Here is a 23,363-nt window from a genome sequence, read left to right on the forward strand (position 1 = left end):
AGTAAAATTTAAAAACCAACGGCTTTGTTATCACCTCTTTTGTCTGCGCCACCTTCCAATTTTCCATTTGGAAGAATCAAAACCGCATCGACTTCGCCAATGATTTCTTTGTTTTTTTCATTGATTAAATATCCTTTTTTCTTCAAATTGGTTAATAATTCTTTATCGAAAGAATTCGGTTCAAAAGTAATCTCATCAGGTAACCACTGATGATGAAAACGTGGGGCATTTACCGCTTCTTGCATACTCATATCAAATTCATACACATTCAATATCGTTTGTAAAACCGATGTGATAATGGTGGAACCTCCCGGCGTACCTACAACCATGAACAGTTTGTTGTCTTTTTCAACAATCGTTGGTGTCATGGAACTCAACATTCTTTTTCCAGGAGCAATACTGTTAGCTTCGCTTCCAGTTAATCCGTATAAGTTTGGAACTCCTGGTTTGGCACTAAAATCGTCCATTTGATTATTCAAAAAGAAACCCAATTCATCGCAATATATTTTAGAACCATAATTATCATTTAAAGTAGTCGTTGCCGAAACTGCATTTCCTTTTGAATCAACAATAGAATAATGCGTAGTTTGGTTGCTTTCATATCCTTTGATTGTTCCATGGGCAATATCCGAGGATTTTGAAGCTGTATCGAATGAAAAATCACTCATTCTTTTTTCTAAATAGGATGGACTTAGTAATTCTTTTATAGGAAGTTTTACAAAATCTGGATCACCCAAGAAATAATTTCTGTCAGCATATGCTCTTCGTTCAGCTTCTGTAATTACTTGAATCGTTTTCAAGCTGTTGTGTCCCATTTGTGAAAGGTTGAAAGGCTCAATCATTTTCATGATTTGATTCAAACAAATTCCGCCACTGCTGGGAGGTGACATCGAAGTGATTTTTAAATTTTTATACTGAAAAGTAATTGAAGTTCTCCATTTGGCATTATAACTGTTTAAATCTTCTAATGTTGTATTTCCGCCTTTTTTAGCCAGAAAAGCAACTAACTTTTGAGCTGTTTCTCCTTTGTAAAATTCATCTCGACCGTTTTGTGCAATTCGTTTTAATGTTGCTGCTAATGCTGTATATTTTATAGTGTCATTCTCTTTATATGCTTTAGAAAACAAACTGTTCTTACCATTGCTTTTGATAAAGGAAGCTCTGTAATAAGCCAAACTTTCGGCTTGAAATTTAGTGACAACGACACCTCTTTCGGCCAATGCAATTACAGGTTTCAGAATTTCGCTTATGGGTAAAGAACCGTATTTTTTATGCACTTCAAATATTCCTGCAATGGTACCCGGAATTCCGGAGGCCAAAGCGGTTTCTCTACTTTTACCTTCTATAACATTTCCTTTTTCATCCAAAAACATATCTTTAGACGCTGCTAAAGGTGCTTTTTCTCTGTAATCGATTGCTCCAGTTTCGCCATTGGCTTTTCTGAAAACCATGAAACCGCCACCGCCAATATTTCCTGCCTGTGGATGTGAAACCGCTAATGCTAGTTCTGTGGCAACCATAGCATCAAAAGCGTTTCCGCCTTTTTTCATGATTTCAACTCCAATTTGAGAAGCTTCTTCACGAGCTGAAACTACCATAGCTTTTGAAGTTACTAAACCAGTTGGTTCAACAGTTTTTTCATTCGATTTACAACCCAAAACGGCAAAGGCAAGCAGAAAAAGTATTTTTTTCATAAAGTGATTATTTTAGTATTCGAAAATAGGATTAATTCTTGAAAGAAATTGGTGAATTCCTCTTCAAATTCAGGATAAAATTCAGAAAGTTCATTAGTGGCAAATCGCATTTTAGATTCGTTTTTGGTACGTTGATCCATTTGCGTCAAAATCCGGTTAATTCCTTCAACGGTTTCATAACTCACCAGCCAGTTGTGTTCAATCATGTAAGGCATCATTCCCTTGGTTCTTTCCGAAAGATTAATATGGTTATCGTGCAGGGATTGATAAAATCGTGCTACAAAATCATCCAGTTTTTCATCAGAATATGTGTTCCAGTTTTTAGCCAAAAAATGATCATAAAAAACATCCACTATTACACCTGCGTAATGATGGTATTTTTCATGAAGGCGTTTGGTACTTTTTCTAAAAATGGGATGAGCATCGGTAAAAGTATCAATGGCGCGGTGCAGAATGATTCCTTTTTGAATTTCTAAAGGATAACTTTCAAAATGTTTTCCACGAATTCCATCGGCCATAAAATTGCCAATTTTGATTAAATCATTGTCACCGGAAAGATAGATGTGTGCTAGAAAATTCATTCGCCTAATTTAGGAATTTAAATGATGAATTTTGAATTCTAAATGACTTTTATAAACCGTCAATTATTATATTTGTGAGCAATTTAAAATTTATAATTCAAAAATTAAAATAATAATCAATGACTTTAATAAAATCAATATCGGGAATTCGTGGAACAATAGGAGGTAAAGTTGGGGATAACCTGACACCAGTTGATGCAGTTAAATTTGCTTCGGCGTATGGAACTTGGTTGAAAAAATATATTGGAAAAGAAAAAATCACTGTTGTTGTAGGTCGTGACGCCCGTATTTCGGGACCAATGATTCACAATTTGGTGGTAAATACTTTAATTGGTTTAGGAATTGATGTGATTGATTTGGGGCTTTCGACAACGCCAACTGTTGAAGTGGCCGTTCCGTTAGAAAATGCCGAAGGAGGAATTATCCTTACTGCTTCCCATAATCCAAAACAATGGAATGCCTTGAAATTATTGAACGAAAAAGGAGAATTCCTGAATGGTGAAGAAGGACTTAAAATTCTTGAAATTGCTGAAGCGGAAGCTTTCGATTTCTCGGATGTAGATGATTTAGGGGCCATTATGATTAACGATGCTTATATGGATATTCATATTGATGAAGTATTGAATTTGCCTTTGGTAGATGTTGATGCAGTAAAAGCAGCTAAATTTAAAGTGGTTGTTGATGGTGTAAACTCTTCAGGAGGAATTATTATCCCAAGATTATTGGAATTAATGGGCGTTGAAGTAGTAGAATTATATTGTGAACCAAACGGACATTTTCCTCATAATCCAGAACCTTTAAAAGAACATTTGACTGATATTTCAGAATTGGTTGTAAAAGAAAAAGCACACTTAGGAATCGTTGTGGATCCAGATGTAGATCGTTTGGCTTTCATTTGCGAAGACGGAGAAATGTTTGGAGAAGAATACACTTTGGTGGCTTGCGCCGATTATGTATTGAGTAAAACGCCAGGAAACACCGTTTCGAATATGTCGTCTTCCCGTGCTTTGCGTGATGTGACTAATATGCATAACGGAAGCTATGAAGCCAGTGCCGTAGGTGAGGTGAATGTAGTGGAATTAATGAAAAAAAATAATGCTATAATAGGTGGTGAAGGAAACGGCGGAATCATTTATCCTGAATTGCATTACGGACGTGATAGTTTGGTAGGAGTGGCGTTGTTTTTAACGCATTTAGCCAACAAAAAAATGACAGTTTCTGCTTTGCGTGCTTCATATCCGGAATATTATATGAGCAAAAACAAAATCGAATTGACACCACAAATTGATGTGGATGCGATTCTTGTTGCCATGACGGAGAAATACAAAAATGAAGATATAACCACTATTGACGGTGTGAAAATTGATTTTGCTGAAAATTGGGTTCATCTTAGAAAATCAAATACAGAACCTATTATTCGTATTTATACCGAAGCGGCTTCACAAGAAAAAGCAGATGCTTTGGCATTACGAATCATTGACGAAATAAAAGCAATTGCCGGAATATAATTTCGTATTCATATATAAAAATAACCCTTTCAAATTCTATTTTGAAAGGGTTTTATTTTTAGAATACAGTAAAATTGAAATTAAAAATTCACTCTAAAACTTACATTTGGCGTTAAGCCCAGCGATTTATTATCTACTTGAATAGCATCATTCGAGTCATTTGGATTGACTTTATAATAACGATTGATATCATTATCTTGATTGGTAACGTTAATTACTCCGGCAGTAAACGAAGCTTTAATAGATTCAGACAGATTGAAATTATAATTTAAAGAAGCATCCAATCGCATGAAATTATCTAGGTTTTCACTGTTTGGTGAATCATAATTTACCATGGTATTATTTCCGTTTTGAACGGTTTCATTCCCATCAATTGGTTTTGTATACGGCTGACCATTTCTCCAAATTCCACCAATCGCTATTTTTAGATTTTTAAGAATGTCGTAATAAAAACCAAGTGATACAGAATGTCTTATATCTACATTATTAGGAAAAGTAGAAGGCGTAAAAGTATCAAATTCATAGTCATTTGTACTAAACGTATAACTTACCCAAACGCTGTATTGACGCGCTGTTTTATTGGCTAAAAATTCAAAACCTTTTGCGGTGTAACTTCCATTCGCATTATTAAACTGAAAGCTGTTGTAGAAACCCTGATTAGAAGCTGTGATGCCGTCAACTATCTTATAAAATCCTGTAGCTTCAATATTTAGTTTATTTTTATTGAATTCGACACCAAAAGAACCTTGTTTGCTCGTCGCAATCGGAATGTCTTTATCGTTTACTAAAACCCAACGTCTTTTTTCGACACCTAAAAAATCATCTTCAAAATCCACGATTTGCGTAGTGGATTGATTTTTGAATTCTCCTTCTAATTTTAAAGCAAATTGATCTGATAATTTTTGTCGAATGTTTATTCTTGGCTCGACCAAAAGCTTTTCGAATTTTTGAAAATAATTCAAACGCAATCCAACTCTTAAATACGTATTGTTTTTATTGTATTCCACTTCTGAAAATAAGGCGTGATTCAATAAAACATCTTTTTTAGTACTGGAATAAAACGGAGCGCTAACGGTGGTTTGGTTTAACATCCCAGTTTCATTGAATTGGTATCCAAACAAGAAATTTAGGTTGTCATTTGTTTTGTAATAGGTATTTAATTTCACTCCAGTTTCCTGTACTTCATTAGCTTCTGTCAAGCGCTGATCCGTTTCTACCCTGTAATCTTTAGCATCAATATTGTATCTGGAAAAGTAAGTAATGAAGTTTGAACTTAATTTTGAATTCCATTGTGCTTTCCAATTTCCGCCGTAACCCATGTTTTTCTGGGATAAAGTACTGGTTTTGGATTGGGTTTCGTTTGAATTTGTGAGACGTTCCGAATAATCCAAAGCGTTATTGATACCAATAATATTTACTCTAAATTGATGTTTTTCATTCAAATCAAAAAGTAATTTAGCAGTATAATCATAAAAGTAGAAATCAGAAGACGTATCGTGCCGGTCGCTATCCGCATTGATTTCAGTGTCTTGAAAACTACGATCAAAGTATTTTGTGTACGTAGGCGATTTAAACAAATCAGTAATTGAGCGACGTCCTGAAATATGAAGTTCTAATTTTTTAGTTATTGGAATTTCTAAAAAAGCATCGGCGCTAATGGAGTTAATTCCTGCACCACCAGAAAAGGTATTGGTAACCAAATCTTTCGTGTACATGTTAATCGTACTGGAAACGCCATCGCTGTATTCAGCACTTGTTCCGTTTTTACTGACGATAACTTTGTTGGTAAGATTGGGATTGTAAGCAGATATTAGCCCGAAGAAATGACCGGAATGATACATTTTGATATTGTCCCAAAGCACTAAATTCTGATCATTAGTTCCGCCGCGCACGTTGATATTAGCAATGCTTTCATTAGTACTTTCTACACCGGGAAGCGCTTGAACAGATTGCAAAATATCGGGTTCGATTAATCCTGGAAGAATACCGAATTTTTTAGTGTTTAAAACGGTGCTTCCATCCAGGTATTTTTGTAATCCGGGCGTTAAATAAACATTTATCATAACCTGATTCAACTCTTCGTTTTTTGTGGAAAGGACAATTTCTTTGCAATTATTTTGTGCAGAAAACAATTCGTTAGCAGAAAACTGTCTGGACTCAAAACCCACATAAGAAACAGTAAGCGTTGCAGTTATTGGAATATTTGTTAAGCTAAATTTACCATTTTCATCTGTGATTGTACTTCTTCCAATGTTGTTTACCAGTACAGAAGCGCCAACTAAACGAGATTTCTTTTCATCGGATAAAACAATTCCGCAAACCGATATTGTTTTGTTTAGCACAGAAACGGTAACATATCGATCGTCTAAAGCTTTGAAATTTAAAAGTGTTTTTGAGTTTAGATAATCAATTGTTTCTTGTAATGTAAAAGCAGCATTCGGTTTGTCAATTTTAATTGTGGCTACATCTTCAACTGCGTACGAAAACTTAATATTAAATTGTTTTTCGAGGGAAATAATAACGGCACTTAAAGGTGTTTTTTTAGTTGTATTTTGTCCGTAACAAATACTGCCAATACAAAGTAACAGAGAAATCAGCCATTTATTTAACACCATAGTTGTAAAATATAATGGTTTTGCCTTGAATCTTGTAACTTAATTTAAGCGGAATTGTTACTGCTTGAAGTGCTATTTCTTTATCAGTATGTGTAAAACTTCCCGTAAATAGTTTTGAAGTATCGACACCTTCCACTTTAATTTTTATATCGTATTGACGTTCTAATTCTGCAATAACCTGATCCAAAGGAATCTTATTAAAGCTTGATTCTTGTTGAATCCACGAAGGATTTTGGACGTTAAAATCTTCAACATTTTCGATAATTCCATTTATAACTCGGAAGGTTTTTCCGGGAGGTAGTTTAATGGTTTCGTTATTATATGTTACACTCACTAAACCTTCGTAACAATTTACTTCAAAATAGTTTTTGCGTTCTTTTACGTTAAATTGCGTCCCTAAAACGGTAACAACTCCCGCAGTTGTGTTTACACTAAAAGTTTGCCCTTTCTGAACTTTGAAAAAAGCTTCTCCTTCTAACGTTAAAGCTCTTTTGTCAGCCCATTTTTTTTCGTTAAAACTTAATTTTGAAGCAGAGTTTAATATTACTTCAGAATTATCTGGTAACGTTACTGATTTTGTTTGCGCTATTTGGGTTTCAAAAGAGGTAATGTTATTAAAAAACATGAAATAAGCAGAGGTTAACATAACGGCAAGAACTGCAGCTACTCTGTAAAATGTTTTGAAGTTTAAAGTTCTTACTTTTGTTTTCTTTTTAGAATGGTTTCGGGCTTTAAAAGCTTCCAAAGCAGCGTGCGCATCTACTTTTGGAGCTTCCAGTTGTGATGCATAATGAGCAATTTTTTCAAGTGTTTGTAAATCTTCAGATTGTTTTAAATCTTCAATTTCTTGGCTTGAAAGCTCATTATTTAACCATTTTAATATCTCTTTTTCGTTTTTCATTTTATATCTCTATGTTTATAAGACAACTAACTTTTAAATTACCCTACAGCTAAATGATTAATTATATATTTTCTATTTGAGCTTTTAAAATTTGGAGTGCTCCAGACATTCTTTTTTCTACCGTCTTTTGAGAAATATCGAGTAATTCAGCTATTTCCCGATACTTTTTTCCTTCTATTCGATTCAATAAAAAGACTTCCCGTTGCACTTCGCTTAATGATGCGATTGCTTTGGTGAGTTTTTGTTTGAATTCTTCTTCTTCGAATAAATATTCGGGGCTTTGATTATTCGTATCTAAGTTAGGTGCATCTTTAGCATACCTCAATACCACTTTTTGATGCTTTATATTATTCAGGAATAAATTATTAATGCTGGTAAACAAATAGGTTTTGACTTTACTAAAGTCAATTTTGGAACAATTCTCCCAAATTTTGGTAAACGCATCTTGAACCAAATCTAATGCAGCTTCATCATCACCACATTTGTAATACGCAAAATTATTTGCTGATTGCACGTGCTTTAAGTAAAAGTCTCTAAAGTGATTTTCTTCGCAAAGGGTACTTTTTTCGTCGCTCATGGAGTGTTAATTCATTTTTTGTAGGTTGTAAATGTAAATTATTTTTTCAAAAAGCAGTTGTGTTAATTATAATTGCTTTTTATGAAAAATATTTTAAATTTTAATTTATTGATTTGTAGTATTTTATAAATTAATTTGTAAAATTTTATATTTTTTTTAAAATTTCCGTAGGGTAAAAATAAGCGTAGTTGTCTTACTAATAGAAAGGCGCTAAAAACATCGCTTGTAAATATAAAAATACATTAAATTTGAAAATTATGAAAAAATTAAAAATTGTTACAGGAATTGCATTGATGGCTATCTTAGGTTTTACATCATGCCAAAGTGAAATTGATGACGTACAAGGAGAAAATCCAAATACGAATTCAGCTAATTCAACTACAACAACTAACCTGAAACGTACTTCGATGTACGATGGTTCATTTGACGATTTCTTGGATGGTGCATCTTGTTCCTCTATTGTATTGCCAGCTACCGCAAAAGTTAACGGTGTACAGGTTTCTATTCTAAGTCAATTAGACTACCAACAAGTTATTTCTATTTTTGGACAGCTTAACAATGATCAAGATACTGTTGTATTACAATTTCCTTTAAAAGTTAAATTAAGTAATTATACAGAGGTGACTGTTAATAATCAAACGGAGTATAATGCGATTCTTAATGCATGTACATCAGCAGAAGCTTCTAGTCAAGATGCTATTTCTTCAGTAAATATCAGCTTCCCAATTACAATTTTAACGTATAATTTAAGTTTACAACAAACAGGAAGTGTTGTCATCACATCCGAACAACAATTATATGCGTATATGTCTAATGTAAGCAGCACGGAATTATTTTCAGTAAACTATCCAATTTCAGTGACAATTGCGGACGGAACAAAAATGACGATTTCCAGTGACGCTGAATTGCAAGCAGCCATCAGTGCATCTTTAAAAACAGAAGCAGCGATAGCAGCAGCTGTTCAAAACGGAAAAAAGTTGGAAACTATTTTAGTTAACGGAAAGTTTAAGGTAGATTCCTATATAAATGCAGGAGTAAATTCAGCAACGAGTTATAAAGATTTCACGATTGATTTTGCAAATAATTTATCGATAACTGCTGTAAATCTTGTGAATACAACTGTAAATGGAACTTATGCAGTAAGCTCGGAATTAGATGTTTTTCTAAAACTAAATTTTTCAGGGAATGCTTCATTTACTTTATTGAATAATTCATGGAAAGTAACAAGTTTTACTGCTTCGACAATCACATTACAAAGCTCTACTAATGCAGCAGTAACATTAGTATTGAAACAAATATAGCTGGATTTAAGTTGGTAGTTTAGTAAGAACAGCTGCCTAAAATAGTGTAGCTGTTCTTATATAAATAAACTTAATAATAAATATAATAATGAAAAAAGTAATTTCTCTACTAACGATTGGTTTGTTCCTCTCAGTAGCATCCTGTTCAAAAGAAGACGATCCTTTAGATAATCCGGTTGCAGTAAATCCAAACACGAATAAACAGCAAACGGGAAGTTCTTCGAACGATTTGTTATCTGATAAAAAGTTCAAAAGTATGGTTATTGAAGTGGTGTATGTAGCGGGTTTTGAGCCAAGCAGTACTGCTATCAATAATTTTGTAAACTTTCTTACAGCAAGAACGTATAAACCAAACGGCATTAGTGTTATAAAACGTTCCATACCATCTCCAGGAGTTTCGCCTTATACGAATGAGGAGATTGTAAGTATTGAAGATGCGAACAGAACAAAATACAATACTTCGGATCAAATAGCGGTTTGGGCATTTTTTACAGATGGGAAATCTTCAAAAGACACTGATACATCGGTTATTCTTGGAACGGCTTATAGAAATACTTCTTTTGTTATTTACGAACAAACTATTCATAGTTTGAGTGACAGTCCATTTGAACCAAACAGAAGTTTATTAGAAACAACAGTTATTACCCATGAATTTGGACATATATTAGGATTGACAAATCTTGGTACAGCCTTGCAAAGCAATCACGAAGATGCAGAACATCCAAAACATTGTATTGAAAAAACTTGTTTAATGTATTGGTCTTCAGAAACAGGAGGCGGTATTTCTAATATGGTTTCAGGTGGTGCAGCTCCACAATTAGATGCGCAATGTATTGCAGATCTTCGTGCCAATGGAGGGAAATAAAAGTAGAATTTGAATAATCAAAAACAAAAAGGATGAAAATAAAACAGATAACAATAGCTTTACTCTTTGGTGTAATAACATCAATGAATGCACAGGACAATACTATTCCTAAATCGAATGGAGGAATAAAAGGAGGTTATAATTTAGCAGCCGTAAGTTTTGACGGAGATGGAGAAACGGAGCAACGACATGGTTTTCATATAGGAGTTTATGGCGAGTCCTTTATTAGCGAAAGCTTTTCTATTCAACCTGAATTAATGTATTCGCAACAAGGGTACGAAATAACAAATAGCAGTGGGACTTTTACCCAAAAATTAGATTACATAAACTTACCATTAATGCTAAAAGCGTATCCTTCTAAAAATTTCTTTTTGGAAGCGGGTCCACAAATTGGATTAGCAGTTTCGCACAAAGAAGAATACGATGGACTTTTTAGCGGTTCACAAGAATATGATCCTAATAATTTTGATTGGGGAATGAACTTTGGAGGAGGATTTAAAACGGATTCAGGTATTAGTTTAGGAGTGCGCTATCATTTAGGTTTAGGAGATTTATACGATGAAGGCAAAGCTCAAAATAGAGTGCTGCAATTCTCATTAGGATTTGATTTATAATCTTAAATAATTATCAAAAGCAGAATGCCCAAGAAATTTTCTTGGGCATTTTTTTATGTGTTTTCGAAAGTGAAATTTCTGATTTATCTTTTAAAAAGACACTTTGTAAATTATTCCTGCGGTGAATTCCCTGGTTAATCCGTCTGGGCGAACTTCTCGAACTACAAACGGTGTGGCTAAAGATAATTCGATACTGTTTTTAGTATTAATGGCATACGCGCCAATTATATTTCCGTTAATGGTCAATCCATCAGAGTTTTTTATCGTTTCTCTATTTCCAAAAGCATTTTCAAAACTATCTTCTCCTAGATGATAAATGAATAATACATTGGGTTTAAAAGTGAATTTTTTGTTAGTGGTTTGAAACGTATATGTTGTTCGAAACAAAGCATCTGATTTTCTTTCGAATAAATTAGTGGAAGGAAAATCATCCGTATCAGAAAACTCCTTGAAATACGAATTTTTATTGTTATTGAAAACGGGAATTTGGACTGCCGTATTAAAATCCCATTTTTTATAGTTAAGATTCAATCCTGCAATCAAATCAAAAGTTCCTAAACTGGATTGATAATCTAAAGGAAGAGAAAACTCATTTATTTTAAGATTTGAACTCGTAAAAGGTATTTTAAAACCCACAAGTGAACTCCATTGTGTATTTGTTTTTGGTTTCCAATTGTAATTTCCTATCAAATAGGCATCACCAAAAGCGCCTCGTTGACCAAAGCTTCCACTGGCAACGGAATATGTGATTTTAGAACTTAACGCCAATCGTTCGTTTATAGTTCTGATATAGGTGATGTAAGGTGAAAAATAAGTGACATCAGCTTCGCCTGCACCAAAAATACTTCCTACTTCAATTCCGTTTTTTAATTCCTTATATGTAGTTTGAAAACCGTTTCCTATGGAACAAATTCCGGCATCGCTGCAGCCTTGTGCAAACGAGTTAGAGCATATTCCAATAGCGATGATTAGCAGTAGTTTTTTCATAAATCAGGTTTTAATTTTGAGATAATTGTGCCACTGCAAAAAGATGACTGTATTGTTGGCAGTGAATCAGTACATATTTATAGGCAGAAACATTAACCTGAGTTGGAATTGCATACACTGTGGAAGATGTCAAATTTCCCAGATTTACAAAATCTGTAGGTGTGGCATTTTTAGACAGATATACTTTCAAATCGGGACCACTGGAAACACTGAAATCTTCCAATCGAACTTCATTTTGATTTCCATTCAAATAAATTTTAGCTGAACCGGTAACTTTAATTCCTGAGGTTGGCATGAAATTACCGGTAGCCACAGGAGGAGTATTATCAGGAATTGGAGTGCTTAACTCAGCATCACGGGTCAAATCGCCTTCAACTTCACAAGAAATAAAAAGCAAGAAAATCGGTAGTAGAAAAAAAATTTTTTTCATGGCTAAAATGTTTTTTAATTCGTTAATCAAATATAAACCGAATGAAAATCACAGTTTGTCAGCTACTTTACATTTGGACCATGTTTATAAATTTATTTAAAAATCAGTATTAACAAAATTTGAAAAAGACTATTTAGTAAAAATCAATATCTTTGAACTCAAATTAGACATACAATGATTACCAAAGAAGCGCCAACACAATTAGAGCAATACTTTCAGCAGTTTCGCGATAACATAATCGGAATAGATCAAGGGTTTGAATCTCCTTACGGTCATAAACAAATTATTTACACGGATTGGACAGCCAGTGGTCGCTTGTATCGTCCTATTGAAGAAAAATTAATGAATCAATTTGGTCCTTTTGTGGCCAATACCCATACAGAAACTACGGTTTCCGGGACTGCAATGACTAAAGCGTATCATCAGGCGCGTCACATTATTAAACATCATGTGAATGCAAGTGCTGACGATGTTTTAATTACCGATGGAACAGGAATGACTGGAGTTGTGAATAAATTCCAACGAATCTTAGGTTTAAAGGTACCCGAAAACTTAAAAAATTTCATCACTATTCCAGCCGAAAAGAAGCCAATTGTTTTTATTTCGCACATGGAACACCATTCTAATCAAACGTCTTGGCTAGAAACTATTGCCGATGTTGAGGTTATTCCTTCTTCTGAAGATGGATTGTTCAGCATAGAAAATCTGGAATTATTATTGGAAAAATATAAAGAAAGACCTTTTAAAATTGCTTCGATTACATCGTGTTCGAATGTTACGGGAATTAGAACTCCGTATCATGAAGTGGCAAAAATAATGCATCAAAACAACGGACTTTGTTTCGTAGACTTTGCTTGTTCAGGTCCTTATGTAAAAATTGATATGCATCCTGAAGATGCCGAAAGTTATTTGGATGCCATTTTCTTTTCACCGCATAAATTCCTTGGCGGACCTGGGACATGTGGCGTTTTAGTTTTTAATAAAAAATTATATCAAAATTTAGTTCCTGATAATCCGGGTGGAGGAACGGTAAGTTGGACGAATCCTTGGGGAGAACATAAATACATTGATAATATCGAAGATAGGGAAGATGGCGGTACTCCGGGTTTTCTTCAGGTAATTAAAACAGCATTGGCGATTCAGTTGAAAGAGCAAATGGGAATTGAAAATATCTTGAAAAGAGAGCACGAAATAGTGGATTATATTTTCTCAGAATTAGGAACTATTTCCAATATTAAAATTCTTGCCGGACAGCATCATGATAGGTTAGGAGTGATTTCTTTCTTTGTGGAAGATTTGCATTTTAACTTAGGCGTGAAATTACTGAATGATAAATTCGGAATTCAAACTCGTGGCGGTTGTAGTTGTGCCGGAACTTACGGTCACTTTTTATTACACGTAGACCAGGAAACCTCCCATAAATTAATTGATGAAATTAGTCTTGGAGATTTAATCAGAAAACCGGGTTGGATTAGAATGTCGATTCATCCTACAACTACAAATGCTGAAATTGAATTTGTTTGTAACGGAATAAAAGCATTGGCTGAAAACCATAAAACATGGGCTTTGGATTATGATTATAATTCGGCGACTAATGAATTTGTAAATAAGAACGCGCAACCTTTAGAGGATGAATTGGTGAAAAACTGGTTTTCTGTATAAGAGATTTGAAGCTTTAATAAACTAAAAAATCCCACATTATAAACAATAGCATTTATAATGTGGGATTTTTATTTTTACTGAAAACACTAATTATTATCTCCTGTGTTTCCATCTTTTATGCGTCCAGAAATAATATTCAGGAGCTTCCAGAATTTGTTTTTCTACTTCTCGTAAAAAGGTATTGGTAATTTCAAAATCAGGAATTGATCTGGGATTATCTGTAATGGGAACAAAAGTAGCTTCATAAAAACCTCTTTTTACTTTTTTTACTTTTACAAAAAGAACAGTCAAATCGTATTTTTTGGCAAGCATTTCAGCACCTGTATGAACGGGAACTTCTACACCCATGAATTTATCCCAATGAAAAGCTCTATTTAATTTAGGAGATTGATCGCTGGCAAGTCCGTACATGCTGAGAATTCCATTTTTTTGGTTTTCGGCCATCAACGGAATCGCTTTTTTAGTTTCTACTAATTCAGCGTTGTATTTGGATCGAATGTCTCGTATTAGTTTATCAAAATATTTATTGGCAATTTTTTTATAAACGCCAATTCCTTTAAAATTTGTTTTTGCATTGAAAGATAATAACCACTCCCAACTCGCATAATGAGAGGCTAATAAAACGGTGCTTTTGTTTTTATTCTCGAATTCTTTTACCAATTCGATATTGGTAATCACAAATCTTTTATTCATTTCATCAGCTGAAATAGTCATCGTTTTAATCATTTCCAAAAACATATCACACAAATGGTGGTACGATTTTTTCTCGATTACAAGACGTTCCTTGTCACTAAGATGAGGTAATGCCAGAGCTAAATTTTCCTTTACAGTTTTTTTGCGGTAGCCAATGATATAATAAACAATTACATAGATGAAGTCAGAAAACCAATAGAAAATCCGGAATGGAAGAATGGAAATAACCCATAAAAACGGAAAAGTTAAGATAAAAACAAGAAATTGCATGCCGTTATTTTTCTTGCAAATATAAGCCAAAAATATAGACTGATATAAATTTTGACAGCTTACTGTATCGGTATTTGAGAATGACTATCTTTACAATTCACAATAAATATACTTTATGAATACCGTTTTAATAGCAATAATTGTAGTAAATGTTTTAATTAGTTACAAAGGGTTTAATGACCTTTCTTTTTTTAGAAAATATGAATTCCATGTTGGAAGTATTCGTTCAGGAGAACAAATTAGGATGTTATCCTCTGGTTTTCTTCATGCAGATATGACACATTTGATTTTTAATATGCTGACACTTTGGTTTTTTGCTCCGGTTGTCATAAGTTATTTGGGTGATTTTTCCTTTATATTGGTTTATTTCGGGAGTTTGATTTTTGGAAGTTTACTAACGATGGTTTTTCATAAAAATGATTATGGTTACAGAGCTGTAGGAGCATCTGGAGCAGTAACGGGAGTTTTATATTCGGCAATATTATTGCAGCCAGACATGATGTTGGGAATCTTTTTTGTTATTCCAATGCCTGCATACATTTTTGGAATCCTTTATTTATTGTATTCTATTTACGGAATGAAGGCTAAGAATGATAATATTGGTCATACTGCCCATTTTGGAGGCGCTGTAGGAGGCTATTTGATTACTTTACTAAAAGAACCTACTTTGTTAGTAGATCATACTTTAATGGTGATATTATTAGCTATTCCAATAGTCATTCTTTTCGTGATGGAAAAAATGGGAAAACTATAATGGCACAACTTTTGAAAAGGAATTAGTACAAACAATTAAATTATATAAAAATGAAAAAAGCACTATTAATTCTGTCTGTTCTATTTATTTCAATGTCTTATGGACAAGAAGTTAAGCAAGTTCCTCAAATAAATGTAAGTGGAGAAGGAAAAATAAAAGTTATTCCGGATCAGGCTACCATAGCAGTAACAGTTGAAACAAAAGGGAATAATGCCAAAGATGTAAAAAAACAAAATGATGAAAAGATAGATGCTGTTCTAAAGTTTATCAAAAAAATGAATTTGGCACCGGCAGATTATAAGACACAACGTGTTTCATTGAATCCACAATACGATTATGAAAAGAAGAAACACAGTTATAATGCCACTCAAACAATTGAAATTCTATTGAGAGATTTATCTAAATATGATGAATTGATGGAAGGTTTGGTAGACCAAGGAATTAATAGAATTGATAATGTTACTTTTCAATCTTCAAAATTAGCACAATATCAATCTGAAGCTAGAAAATTAGCGATGAAGGATGCAAAATTGAAAGCCGAAGATTATGTTTCTGTTTTAGGACAAAAAGTAGGGCGTGCAATGACTATATCGGATAATTCACAAACCTATTATCCGCAACCGATGTATGCAGCAATGAAAACAATGGAAAGTAGTGATGCTAGTGCTCCAAGAGAAACGTTAGCGGTAGGAGAGATCAATATTACGGCTAATGTGACAGTGAGTTTTATTTTAGAATAAAGAAGCTAAAAATTATATTTTAGAAATCCCATCTCAGATAAAATGAGATGGGATTTTTTTTGAATTAATAATATCCTAAGTGTGATAAAAGTATCAATTAGTGTAAATAAAAAAACTCTTCAATTGCTTGAAGAGTTTTCGTGGGGAGAGCAGTCCCGAAGCTTCGGGAGAACCTGCTAAATTGTTTGCAAAAAAAAACGTTTCAATTGCTTGAAACGTTTTAGTGGGGAGAGCAGTCCCGAAGCTTCGGGAGAACCTACTAAATTGTTTGCAAAAAAAAACGTTTCAATTGCTTGAAACGTTTTAGTGGGGAGAGCAGGATTCGAACCTGCGAAGTTTACACAGCAGATTTACAGTCTGCCCTCGTTGGCCGCTTGAGTATCTCCCCGAAGCCTTTGAGTACAACACTCATTTGTTGTAAGCGGTTGCAAATATAGAAACAGTTTTGGTTTCTGCAAACTAATTTTACACTTAATTTTACTATTATTTTTAATGCATTGGTATTGAATAAAATAAAAAAATCTCCACTAGGGAGATTTTTTATTTTATAGGTATAAATGCAATTATTTTGCTAAAAGTTCAATAACTTTTGCTCTAAGCGCATCTCCTCTTAAATCTTTTGCGACTACATTTCCGGACGCATCCAGAATAAAAGTAGCCGGTATTGATTCTACTTTATATTGAGCAGCTATTGGTTCGTCCCAAAATTTTAAATTTGAAACATGATTCCAAGTTAGCTTATCTTTTGCAATAGCATCTTTCCAAGCTTTGGCATCCTTATCTAAAGATACGCCAATTATGTTAAGACCTTTGCTGTGTAACTCTTTGTAAATTGCTACAACATTTGGATTTTCTTGTCTACAAGGTCCACACCATGAAGCCCAAAAATCAACGATTGTAACCTTTCCTAAACTTTCTTTCAGAGAAATTGTTTTCCCTTGAGGATTAGGACCAGAAAAATCTGTTCTTCATTTAGCTTCAGCAGCTGGTGCTGGTGCAACTGGAGCAGCTCCTACAGCTGGCGTTTTCAATTCAGCAAGTTTAGCTTTGATAGCAATACCTGGTTTTGTTTTTTTCAATGACTCTTCTAAGCTGTTGTATAATTTTTCAGATTTTGCAACATCAGCAGTTGGATCATTTAACATACCTTGGATAATCAAAGCAGAAATGAATGCTTTAGGATGTGTTTCAGCATAAGTTACATATTTAGCTTTTGAAGCTACACCAACTTCTTCTTGAATTTTAGAAAATTCTTGCATCAACTTATTGATAACAACTGTATCTTTAGTTTGTTGAGCAGTTTCCATAGCTTTCATGTTCTTATTTTGGAAATCCATAAGTTTCTTTTGAACTTTAGTGATTTCTTCATTGAATGCTACGTATTCGTCATTGTTATAAGTTCCTGAAACTTTAGATTTTTGGATACTGTCTTTGTTAATGGCGATAGTTACTTCTGCATTTTCTAATATGAAAGGTATTTTTACTTGTGCTCCTTCTAATTGAATTGTGTAGAAAGCAGGTTCTGTTATGGTTCCTTTCATTTCGAATTTACCATTTTCAACCTTTACAGTATCTTTTGGTAACATCATTCCACTCGCATCTTGTGTTTCCAAGATAATTGTTTTACCATTTTCAATTCCTGTTGCAGTCCCCGAAATGATGTATTCATCTTTGCCAACTTTGCTACAAGAAATTAAAACAACAGCAGCCGAAAGTAATAAAATTATTTTTTTCATTATTAATTAGTTAATTAAGTTAAGGTTGCAAAAGTATTTAAAAAATATAAAATACAAATTATTTTGCAACCTAAATTTTTGTTATAATTTTTCATTCTTAATTAGAAGGTATCGTGTATTTTATTTGTAGGTGTTTTGTAAAGTAAATGAGGATTCCTTTTATTTTAAATTTTGATTCAAAACGTATATTTTGCTATTTTAACTATTTATTTGTGAGTAAGTTAAATTAAAATAACTCAGAGTTGTGAAATAAAAAAAGCATCCTGATGAAGGATGCTTAATTGTTTTTTTTGATTTTGTAAAAACTAGTCTTGGTTGATTGTTTTTCTCCAAGTAAAAGAATTTAGGATATGTCTTTTTGCAAATCTTCCAGGAGAATCAGCATTTACCATTTTTACATACGTTGCTTTAGGCACACTAATGTATTCGTAAACACTACCATTTGAAAAATTGATAATCAATCTACCTTCAACAAATTTATAATCTGTAATGGTAGAAGTTGAGATCGTCTCCGTATATTCTGGTAAATTTTGTTTAATCGTTTCAGGATTGATGCTTACCAAGAAATGGTATGCTTCAATGATTTTTTTACTGTTTTCTTCTGCAGCTTTCAATCCATCTTCATCGCCCTGAAATTTGTCAGGATGCGCTTCTTTCATAGCGTTACGATAAATCGTTTTCAAATCTTTCAGCTCTGCAGTTTTATCTACATTTAGCAGTTTGCGGTATTCAACTATTTTTTTCATAAATAAGGTAACTACTTGTCTTTTACTATTAAATCAATGTAATTTGATTTCAAAATCGACAAATTTTTTGCAAAGGTACACTTTTTTTTAAATTTTTAGTTTGTGACAAAAAAATATTCAAAAAAAAGAATTTTATTTCTATTTTTTGCTTAAAAAAGTAGCAAGCAAAAATATTATTGCTGTGGTTTATTATTGGCTTTATCGAAGTTTTTCGATTTTTTTGGATATTTGTTATAACTGATATCGCTTGGGTTTTCAATTATTGATTTTATTGTAATCCAATCACCAACAGTATGTTTTTGTGCCATTTTATAGTCTAAAAGATATTCACCACAAAAAAAGTTGTTATTCTCATCTTTTTCCATAATTCCGGTGTAAACACCTTTTTGTAACATTCTTTCTTCAGAAGCTTTGGTCATAATCAATTTATTTTTACTAATTCTAGTTGGCAAAGTTAATCAAATATTACTTGTCTTGTTCAATTTTAGACTTTCTGATTACCTTTGTTTAATGGAAAAAATATTTCGTCCCAACCCCAATTCATTCAAAAATACTTTTTGTGTCTTTCACGAAGCGTCTTTGGACAGCATAAAAGGATTAGAACTTCAATATGACAGCAAATCAGGAAGTAAATATTTTTATACTAAAGATGGAATGTATCGATTGTCAAATCATTGGGGACGATTGGCGAACAGTAAATGGCGTTTAGAACCATTAGAACCAGAAACCGATTCTAAAATAAAGTTAGGTTTTGCACCTTGGACTAATTTTTATCCTGACAATGCTCTCGATGAATTATATTATTTAGAGGCAAATTATCTAAAGAAAACGGTTAATTATCAGCATAAAAAGAATCCAAATTATGATAATAAAGCCATTCTTAGAACTAGTTTTGAAACCACAAAAAGAATTAAGCAAGTTCGTAATTTATTTACGCTGACTTCTTGGGCTAAGTATTTTGATTATGAGAATTTGGATATTTTAAGAAAAAAAATCATAGAAAAACTAATCTTTACCAATAAATCATTGGAAGAAATAAAAAGAGAATTGAAATAAAGGTGAGTAATTATTTATTCAAATAGCTGTCTTTTAATCATTCGAAGTAATTAATTCTAAATCATTCATGGTGACCGGTTTAGATAAGTAACCTAAAATATCAGAATACGTTTTTGATTTGTTTTTGTCCTCAGTGGCAATAGAAGAACTTACAATATATACGATGATGTTTTTGCTGAATTTAGATTTTAGCAGTCCCATTTTTTCCATGAATTCCCATCCATCCATAATTGGCATATTAATATCCAATAGGATTATGTCTGGAAGTACGTCAGTATTATCCGGTTTATTATGTACTGTATCATGCAAAGCATCTATTGCTTCTTTTCCATTTTTGAAAGAAGTAATGGTTGAAAACATTTCAGATCTTTGAATGATTTTATTGATGATGATTTGATAAATTGCATCATCGTCGATTACCCAGATTGCTTTTTTTGTCATTGGATATAGATTTTAAATGTTGTTCCTATATTGGGTTCACTTTCCACAGTGATATTTCCGCCCATGGCATCAATTTGATTTTTTGTAATAAATAATCCTATTCCTTTTGAATCGGCATTATTAGTGAATGTTTTATACATTCCAAAAATTTTATCAGCATTCTTAACAAGATCTATCCCAACACCATTGTCTGAAATCTGAAGGATTTTGTTTTCGTCATCAGTTATCCACTTAATGATTATCGTGGGTTTTCGTTCTGGATGACTGTATCTGATAGAGTTAGAAATAATGTTGTAAAGGATACTTTCAAGGTATGCCGGATTATAATTTATCATGACATCATCAGGCATAATAGTAGAAATAGAAACATCTTTTGAGCTTATTTGTTCAGAAAGCACTCTTTGAACAGTTTCTAAATATTGCTGTAAGTTTAATGATTCTGACACCAGACCAATATTGGTTCTTATATTAATGACTTCGTTTAGGTGAATCATGGTTTCGTTTAAGGAATTCGAAACAGATTTTAATAATTGAATCATTTCATCTTTTTCTTCTTCAGATTCCGAAGATTCTATGAGAGACATAATAGATGCGATGTTACTGGTATGCGATCTTAAATTGTGAGATACTATATAGGAAAAGTTCAGCAGTCTTTTGTTTTGCTCGGTTACTAAATTGAAAGAGTCATTTAAATCTTTCTCGGCTTCTTTTGTAGTTGTAATATCAATCATTATACCTCGCAAACTTAGAGCTTGGTCATTTTCGGAAATTACATTTACAATATCTCTTAACCAGACAACAGCTCCATTTTTAGCAATCATCCGATATTCAAAATCATGATTTAAATTTTCTTTTGTTTTTAAAGTACAATAATCGATTGTCCACTGTCTGTCTTCCGGATGAATATGGTCTGACCAAAAAGTTTTACTCGACAGCCATTCTTCTGCGGTATAGCCTAATATTTTTTCGGCTTTTTGACTTATAAAATTAAAGGCAAATGTTTTAGCATCACATTCCCAAACGATTCCATCAATAGTATTTATTAAGGACTCAATTCTTTGTTGCGATGAAAGAATTATGTTTTCGGACAATTTTCGGTCTGTAATGTCTTCTGTGGAAACTATGATTCTTTCCAATGATTTTTCATATCCCTGAATTACATTCCATCGTAAATTTACGTCACGATATTCGCCATCTTTATTTTTTATTTTAGTATCAACAATTAATTGTTTTTCACCCTGTGTTATGGCAATCAGTTGTTTTGTAAAATCGGGAATTGAATCTTTATCGATGATTTGCGAAAGATCAGAAATTAATTCTTCTTTAGTTTTAACTTTATGAAGGCGCAGGCACATTGTATTGACATCAATGATTTTCACCAGAGCAATACATTCATGAACTACATTAGGATGCATTTTTAGATAAAGAGAAACGGTCTCAGGAGTTTCATTGATAAGGTTTAATTTTTGAAGATAATTTTTAACTTTAGAAAAATCTTCTTCCCACAAAGGGATTGGTGAATCTTCAAATAGGCTTTGGAAACGGGTTTCACTTTTTTTGATTAATTTTTGAGCTTCTTTTTTTAATGAAATATCTTCAACAATGGAGATATGGGTTGTTACTTTTTTATCTTTTTTAAAGAGTGGTGATACGGTAAGATTGATCCAGATAATTGTACCCGCTTTTGTATAATATCGTTTTTCTATAGAATACGCTGCGATTTTTCCATCCCGCAGTTTTTCTAAATTGATTAAATCTTCTTCTAAATCTTCTGGGTGGGTTATCGATTGAAAATTTCTCTCTTTCATTTCTTGCTCTGAATACCCCAATAATTTACAATACTGGTTATTTATCTCAATAAAATTACCTGTAAATGAATCGATATGCGCTATCCCTACAGCTGCCTGATCAAAAATAGCCTCAAATTTTATTTCAGAATTAAAAAGTTTTGTGGCTTGAATGTTTACCAGAGATTGCAGTTCTTCTGGGATTTTTAATAAAGTATAAATTAACACACCAAAAAGTGCCGCTAAAATCAGACCTATAATGCCGGGGATTATAATTTGGGCATAAAAATAATTCTGATGTTTAGATATTAAGTATAATTTCCAGTCTCCATCAGGAATAGTTGTAGAGATATTGTATTTTTTAGAAAAATCACTTTTGTTGGGCAAGTAAAAAACTTCCTTTTTGGTGACTATATTTTCCTTTGAAAACTGAAAATAATATTTTGAATCATCAACAACAGTATTAATTCCGGAAGATTTTAATAAATTTTCTAATTTAATAACTACAGCAGAAAATCCCCAAAACTTATTATTCTGAAAAACAGGAAATCTACCAACAATTCCCATTCCGCCTTGTTTGAGTTTTAAAGGACCAGCAAAATACATTTTTTGAGAGGCAACAGACTTCAAAGCTTCCTCTCTAAGATTAGGAGTAGTCAAGATATTTAAATTCATTGCTGCTTCGTTACCCTTTAATGGATAAATATATTTTATTACTCCATTAGGAACCAGTTGCACTGCACTGATGCTGTTATTTGATTCCATTAGTTTCTTACCTACATAGTCAAAGTTTTCAGGGATACCTTTATCATTAATGGTTAATGCTAATGTTAATGTAGTTGTGTAACAATTTTTTAGCGACTGCTCTAAATTTTGATTAACAATATGCATTATATTATTCATTTCTCGTTGCTCATCCTCTTTTATAAGCTGATATTGCTGATATACTAGAAATCCTACAACATAGCTAAGAAACAAGAAAGTTATGAAGCCTGTTATTTTGGGCTTATTTAAGAACCAACTGATAAATTTAGAGTATTTTTTATTGTCCATTTGTGCTAGTTGGAGAGATAGGGAAAGCTTAATTTTTTAATAAATAAATATAGATAAAAATAATAGAACACCATAATTTTTTAGTATTATAGTTAAAATCTTAGTTTTTAGCCTTTTAAAATGTCTTAAATGATTATTAATATTCATTGTCGTATCAAAAATTATATAAAAACTAATTTTTTTAACAAAAAGTACAATGTCTTGTTAAAAAAATTGAAATAATCAGAGAAGTATAAAAGGGAATTAAATCAAGTTTTTCAAAATGTTAAACTCTCCAATTAAAAACAATTTGAATTTGAATAAATAACCCGAACTTTGCAGGAGTTCTCAGATTAGATATTTAATTTGATAA

The 23,363-nt window shown here is 32.7% G+C and carries 21 protein-coding genes, 1 tRNA gene and 1 pseudogene; 8 read left to right on the forward strand and 15 right to left on the reverse strand.

Going from position 1 to position 23,363, the window contains the following annotated elements; genetic code table 11:
- Positions 1-8: 8 nt before the first annotated feature.
- Positions 9-1,694, reverse strand: a complete 1,686-nt coding sequence (gene ggt / locus CLV00_RS11490; protein WP_099715333.1) for a gamma-glutamyltransferase — start codon at positions 1,692-1,694, stop codon at positions 9-11.
- Positions 1,691-2,275, reverse strand: a complete 585-nt coding sequence (locus CLV00_RS11495; RefSeq protein WP_099715334.1) for an ACP phosphodiesterase — start codon at positions 2,273-2,275, stop codon at positions 1,691-1,693. The genes ggt and CLV00_RS11495 overlap by 4 nt, the downstream gene beginning before the upstream one ends.
- A 119-nt stretch (positions 2,276-2,394) precedes the next feature.
- Here CLV00_RS11495 and glmM point away from each other — a divergent pair, with 119 nt between their 5' ends.
- Positions 2,395-3,783: a phosphoglucosamine mutase gene (gene glmM, locus CLV00_RS11500; RefSeq protein ID WP_099715335.1), complete on the forward strand. Its 1,389-nt coding sequence runs from the start codon at positions 2,395-2,397 to the stop codon at positions 3,781-3,783.
- Positions 3,784-3,863: 80 nt separating this feature from the next.
- Here glmM and CLV00_RS11505 read toward each other — a convergent pair whose 3' ends face one another.
- The 3 genes from CLV00_RS11505 to CLV00_RS11515 form a co-directional block, all read right to left on the reverse strand.
- Positions 3,864-6,398, reverse strand: a complete 2,535-nt coding sequence (locus CLV00_RS11505) for a carboxypeptidase-like regulatory domain-containing protein (RefSeq protein WP_099715336.1) — start codon at positions 6,396-6,398, stop codon at positions 3,864-3,866.
- The gene (locus tag CLV00_RS11510) at positions 6,385-7,299 is read right to left on the reverse strand and encodes a FecR family protein (RefSeq protein WP_099715337.1); all 915 of its coding nucleotides are present in this window, start codon (positions 7,297-7,299) and stop codon (positions 6,385-6,387) included. The genes CLV00_RS11505 and CLV00_RS11510 overlap by 14 nt, the downstream gene beginning before the upstream one ends.
- A 61-nt stretch (positions 7,300-7,360) precedes the next feature.
- On the reverse strand, positions 7,361-7,876 hold the full coding sequence (locus tag CLV00_RS11515) for an RNA polymerase sigma factor (RefSeq protein WP_099715338.1): 516 nt from the start codon (positions 7,874-7,876) through the stop codon (positions 7,361-7,363).
- 257 nt (positions 7,877-8,133) lie between these two features.
- Here CLV00_RS11515 and CLV00_RS11520 point away from each other — a divergent pair, with 257 nt between their 5' ends.
- The 3 genes from CLV00_RS11520 to CLV00_RS11530 all read left to right on the forward strand — a co-directional run bounded on the left by CLV00_RS11520 (position 8,134) and on the right by CLV00_RS11530 (position 10,656).
- Positions 8,134-9,177 (forward strand): hypothetical protein, encoded by a 1,044-nt coding sequence (locus tag CLV00_RS11520; RefSeq protein WP_099715339.1) that lies wholly within the window; start codon positions 8,134-8,136, stop codon positions 9,175-9,177.
- 88 nt (positions 9,178-9,265) lie between these two features.
- The gene (locus tag CLV00_RS11525) at positions 9,266-10,042 is read left to right on the forward strand and encodes a membrane metalloprotease (RefSeq protein ID WP_099715340.1); all 777 of its coding nucleotides are present in this window, start codon (positions 9,266-9,268) and stop codon (positions 10,040-10,042) included.
- Between the two features lie 32 nt (positions 10,043-10,074).
- Positions 10,075-10,656: a porin family protein gene (locus CLV00_RS11530; protein ID WP_099715341.1), complete on the forward strand. Its 582-nt coding sequence runs from the start codon at positions 10,075-10,077 to the stop codon at positions 10,654-10,656.
- Positions 10,657-10,746: 90 nt separating this feature from the next.
- Here CLV00_RS11530 and CLV00_RS11535 read toward each other — a convergent pair whose 3' ends face one another.
- The gene (locus tag CLV00_RS11535; protein ID WP_099715342.1) at positions 10,747-11,643 is read right to left on the reverse strand and encodes a hypothetical protein; all 897 of its coding nucleotides are present in this window, start codon (positions 11,641-11,643) and stop codon (positions 10,747-10,749) included.
- Positions 11,644-11,653: 10 nt separating this feature from the next.
- Positions 11,654-12,073: a DM13 domain-containing protein gene (locus CLV00_RS11540; protein WP_099716320.1), complete on the reverse strand. Its 420-nt coding sequence runs from the start codon at positions 12,071-12,073 to the stop codon at positions 11,654-11,656.
- Positions 12,074-12,247: 174 nt separating this feature from the next.
- Here CLV00_RS11540 and CLV00_RS11545 point away from each other — a divergent pair, with 174 nt between their 5' ends.
- Complete coding sequence (locus CLV00_RS11545) at positions 12,248-13,735, forward strand: aminotransferase class V-fold PLP-dependent enzyme (RefSeq protein WP_099715343.1); 1,488 nt, start codon at positions 12,248-12,250, stop codon at positions 13,733-13,735.
- A gap of 93 nt (positions 13,736-13,828) precedes the next feature.
- On the opposite strand, the gene CLV00_RS11550 is transcribed toward CLV00_RS11545, so the two are convergent.
- Complete coding sequence (locus tag CLV00_RS11550) at positions 13,829-14,698, reverse strand: lysophospholipid acyltransferase family protein (RefSeq protein WP_099715344.1); 870 nt, start codon at positions 14,696-14,698, stop codon at positions 13,829-13,831.
- 115 nt (positions 14,699-14,813) lie between these two features.
- Here CLV00_RS11550 and CLV00_RS11555 point away from each other — a divergent pair, with 115 nt between their 5' ends.
- Positions 14,814-15,452: a rhomboid family intramembrane serine protease gene (locus CLV00_RS11555; RefSeq protein WP_099715345.1), complete on the forward strand. Its 639-nt coding sequence runs from the start codon at positions 14,814-14,816 to the stop codon at positions 15,450-15,452.
- Between the two features lie 50 nt (positions 15,453-15,502).
- Positions 15,503-16,192, forward strand: a complete 690-nt coding sequence (locus tag CLV00_RS11560) for an SIMPL domain-containing protein (RefSeq protein WP_099715346.1) — start codon at positions 15,503-15,505, stop codon at positions 16,190-16,192.
- 307 nt (positions 16,193-16,499) lie between these two features.
- Here CLV00_RS11560 and CLV00_RS11565 read toward each other — a convergent pair.
- The 5 genes and pseudogenes from CLV00_RS11565 to CLV00_RS11585 all read right to left on the reverse strand — a co-directional run bounded on the left by CLV00_RS11565 (position 16,500) and on the right by CLV00_RS11585 (position 19,093).
- Positions 16,500-16,580 (reverse strand) — tRNA-Tyr (locus tag CLV00_RS11565).
- A 175-nt stretch (positions 16,581-16,755) separates the two neighbouring features.
- A pseudogene (locus tag CLV00_RS16675) lies at positions 16,756-17,142 on the reverse strand (TlpA family protein disulfide reductase); the annotation flags it as partial.
- An 18-nt stretch (positions 17,143-17,160) separates the two neighbouring features.
- Positions 17,161-17,928: a DUF4369 domain-containing protein gene (locus tag CLV00_RS11575; RefSeq protein ID WP_099715347.1), complete on the reverse strand. Its 768-nt coding sequence runs from the start codon at positions 17,926-17,928 to the stop codon at positions 17,161-17,163.
- Positions 17,929-18,233: 305 nt separating this feature from the next.
- The gene (locus CLV00_RS11580; protein WP_099715348.1) at positions 18,234-18,674 is read right to left on the reverse strand and encodes a KTSC domain-containing protein; all 441 of its coding nucleotides are present in this window, start codon (positions 18,672-18,674) and stop codon (positions 18,234-18,236) included.
- Between the two features lie 173 nt (positions 18,675-18,847).
- Positions 18,848-19,093 (reverse strand): hypothetical protein, encoded by a 246-nt coding sequence (locus tag CLV00_RS11585; protein WP_035672083.1) that lies wholly within the window; start codon positions 19,091-19,093, stop codon positions 18,848-18,850.
- Between the two features lie 91 nt (positions 19,094-19,184).
- Here CLV00_RS11585 and CLV00_RS11590 point away from each other — a divergent pair, with 91 nt between their 5' ends.
- A complete protein-coding gene (locus CLV00_RS11590) occupies positions 19,185-19,730 on the forward strand; it encodes a hypothetical protein (protein ID WP_099715349.1) in 546 nt (181 codons plus the stop codon).
- Positions 19,731-19,763: 33 nt separating this feature from the next.
- On the opposite strand, the gene CLV00_RS11595 is transcribed toward CLV00_RS11590, so the two are convergent.
- Together CLV00_RS11595 and CLV00_RS11600 are read right to left on the reverse strand one after the other, a co-directional pair.
- Complete coding sequence (locus CLV00_RS11595; protein ID WP_099715350.1) at positions 19,764-20,171, reverse strand: response regulator; 408 nt, start codon at positions 20,169-20,171, stop codon at positions 19,764-19,766.
- Positions 20,168-23,011: a PAS domain S-box protein gene (locus CLV00_RS11600; RefSeq protein WP_099715351.1), complete on the reverse strand. Its 2,844-nt coding sequence runs from the start codon at positions 23,009-23,011 to the stop codon at positions 20,168-20,170. Before CLV00_RS11600 ends, CLV00_RS11595 begins: the two co-directional genes overlap by 4 nt.
- Positions 23,012-23,363 lie beyond the last annotated feature (352 nt).

This window comes from Flavobacterium sp. 11 (assembly GCF_002754315.1).
Lineage (GTDB): Bacteria > Bacteroidota > Bacteroidia > Flavobacteriales > Flavobacteriaceae > Flavobacterium > Flavobacterium algoritolerans.

What these genes read in the sequence shown, in the direction of transcription:
- CLV00_RS11545 (WP_099715343.1), top strand. Translation starts at nt 12,248, where the DNA reads ATGATTACCAAAGAAGCGCCAACACAATTAGAGCAATACTTTCAGCAG.
- CLV00_RS11510 (WP_099715337.1), bottom strand. Translation starts at nt 7,299, where the DNA reads ATGAAAAACGAAAAAGAGATATTAAAATGGTTAAATAATGAGCTTTCA.
- CLV00_RS11515 (WP_099715338.1), bottom strand. Translation starts at nt 7,876, where the DNA reads ATGAGCGACGAAAAAAGTACCCTTTGCGAAGAAAATCACTTTAGAGAC.
- CLV00_RS11580 (WP_099715348.1), bottom strand. Translation starts at nt 18,674, where the DNA reads ATGAAAAAAATAGTTGAATACCGCAAACTGCTAAATGTAGATAAAACT.
- CLV00_RS11595 (WP_099715350.1), bottom strand. Translation starts at nt 20,171, where the DNA reads ATGACAAAAAAAGCAATCTGGGTAATCGACGATGATGCAATTTATCAA.
- CLV00_RS11535 (WP_099715342.1), bottom strand. Translation starts at nt 11,643, where the DNA reads ATGAAAAAACTACTGCTAATCATCGCTATTGGAATATGCTCTAACTCG.
- CLV00_RS11525 (WP_099715340.1), top strand. Translation starts at nt 9,266, where the DNA reads ATGAAAAAAGTAATTTCTCTACTAACGATTGGTTTGTTCCTCTCAGTA.
- CLV00_RS11530 (WP_099715341.1), top strand. Translation starts at nt 10,075, where the DNA reads ATGAAAATAAAACAGATAACAATAGCTTTACTCTTTGGTGTAATAACA.
- CLV00_RS11495 (WP_099715334.1), bottom strand. Translation starts at nt 2,275, where the DNA reads ATGAATTTTCTAGCACACATCTATCTTTCCGGTGACAATGATTTAATC.
- CLV00_RS11600 (WP_099715351.1), bottom strand. Translation starts at nt 23,011, where the DNA reads ATGGACAATAAAAAATACTCTAAATTTATCAGTTGGTTCTTAAATAAG.
- CLV00_RS11560 (WP_099715346.1), top strand. Translation starts at nt 15,503, where the DNA reads ATGAAAAAAGCACTATTAATTCTGTCTGTTCTATTTATTTCAATGTCT.
- CLV00_RS11585 (WP_035672083.1), bottom strand. Translation starts at nt 19,093, where the DNA reads ATGACCAAAGCTTCTGAAGAAAGAATGTTACAAAAAGGTGTTTACACC.
- CLV00_RS11555 (WP_099715345.1), top strand. Translation starts at nt 14,814, where the DNA reads ATGAATACCGTTTTAATAGCAATAATTGTAGTAAATGTTTTAATTAGT.
- CLV00_RS11575 (WP_099715347.1), bottom strand. Translation starts at nt 17,928, where the DNA reads ATGAAAAAAATAATTTTATTACTTTCGGCTGCTGTTGTTTTAATTTCT.
- CLV00_RS11520 (WP_099715339.1), top strand. Translation starts at nt 8,134, where the DNA reads ATGAAAAAATTAAAAATTGTTACAGGAATTGCATTGATGGCTATCTTA.
- CLV00_RS11505 (WP_099715336.1), bottom strand. Translation starts at nt 6,398, where the DNA reads ATGGTGTTAAATAAATGGCTGATTTCTCTGTTACTTTGTATTGGCAGT.
- CLV00_RS11540 (WP_099716320.1), bottom strand. Translation starts at nt 12,073, where the DNA reads ATGAAAAAAATTTTTTTTCTACTACCGATTTTCTTGCTTTTTATTTCT.
- ggt (WP_099715333.1), bottom strand. Translation starts at nt 1,694, where the DNA reads ATGAAAAAAATACTTTTTCTGCTTGCCTTTGCCGTTTTGGGTTGTAAA.
- CLV00_RS11590 (WP_099715349.1), top strand. Translation starts at nt 19,185, where the DNA reads ATGGAAAAAATATTTCGTCCCAACCCCAATTCATTCAAAAATACTTTT.
- glmM (WP_099715335.1), top strand. Translation starts at nt 2,395, where the DNA reads ATGACTTTAATAAAATCAATATCGGGAATTCGTGGAACAATAGGAGGT.
- CLV00_RS11550 (WP_099715344.1), bottom strand. Translation starts at nt 14,698, where the DNA reads ATGCAATTTCTTGTTTTTATCTTAACTTTTCCGTTTTTATGGGTTATT.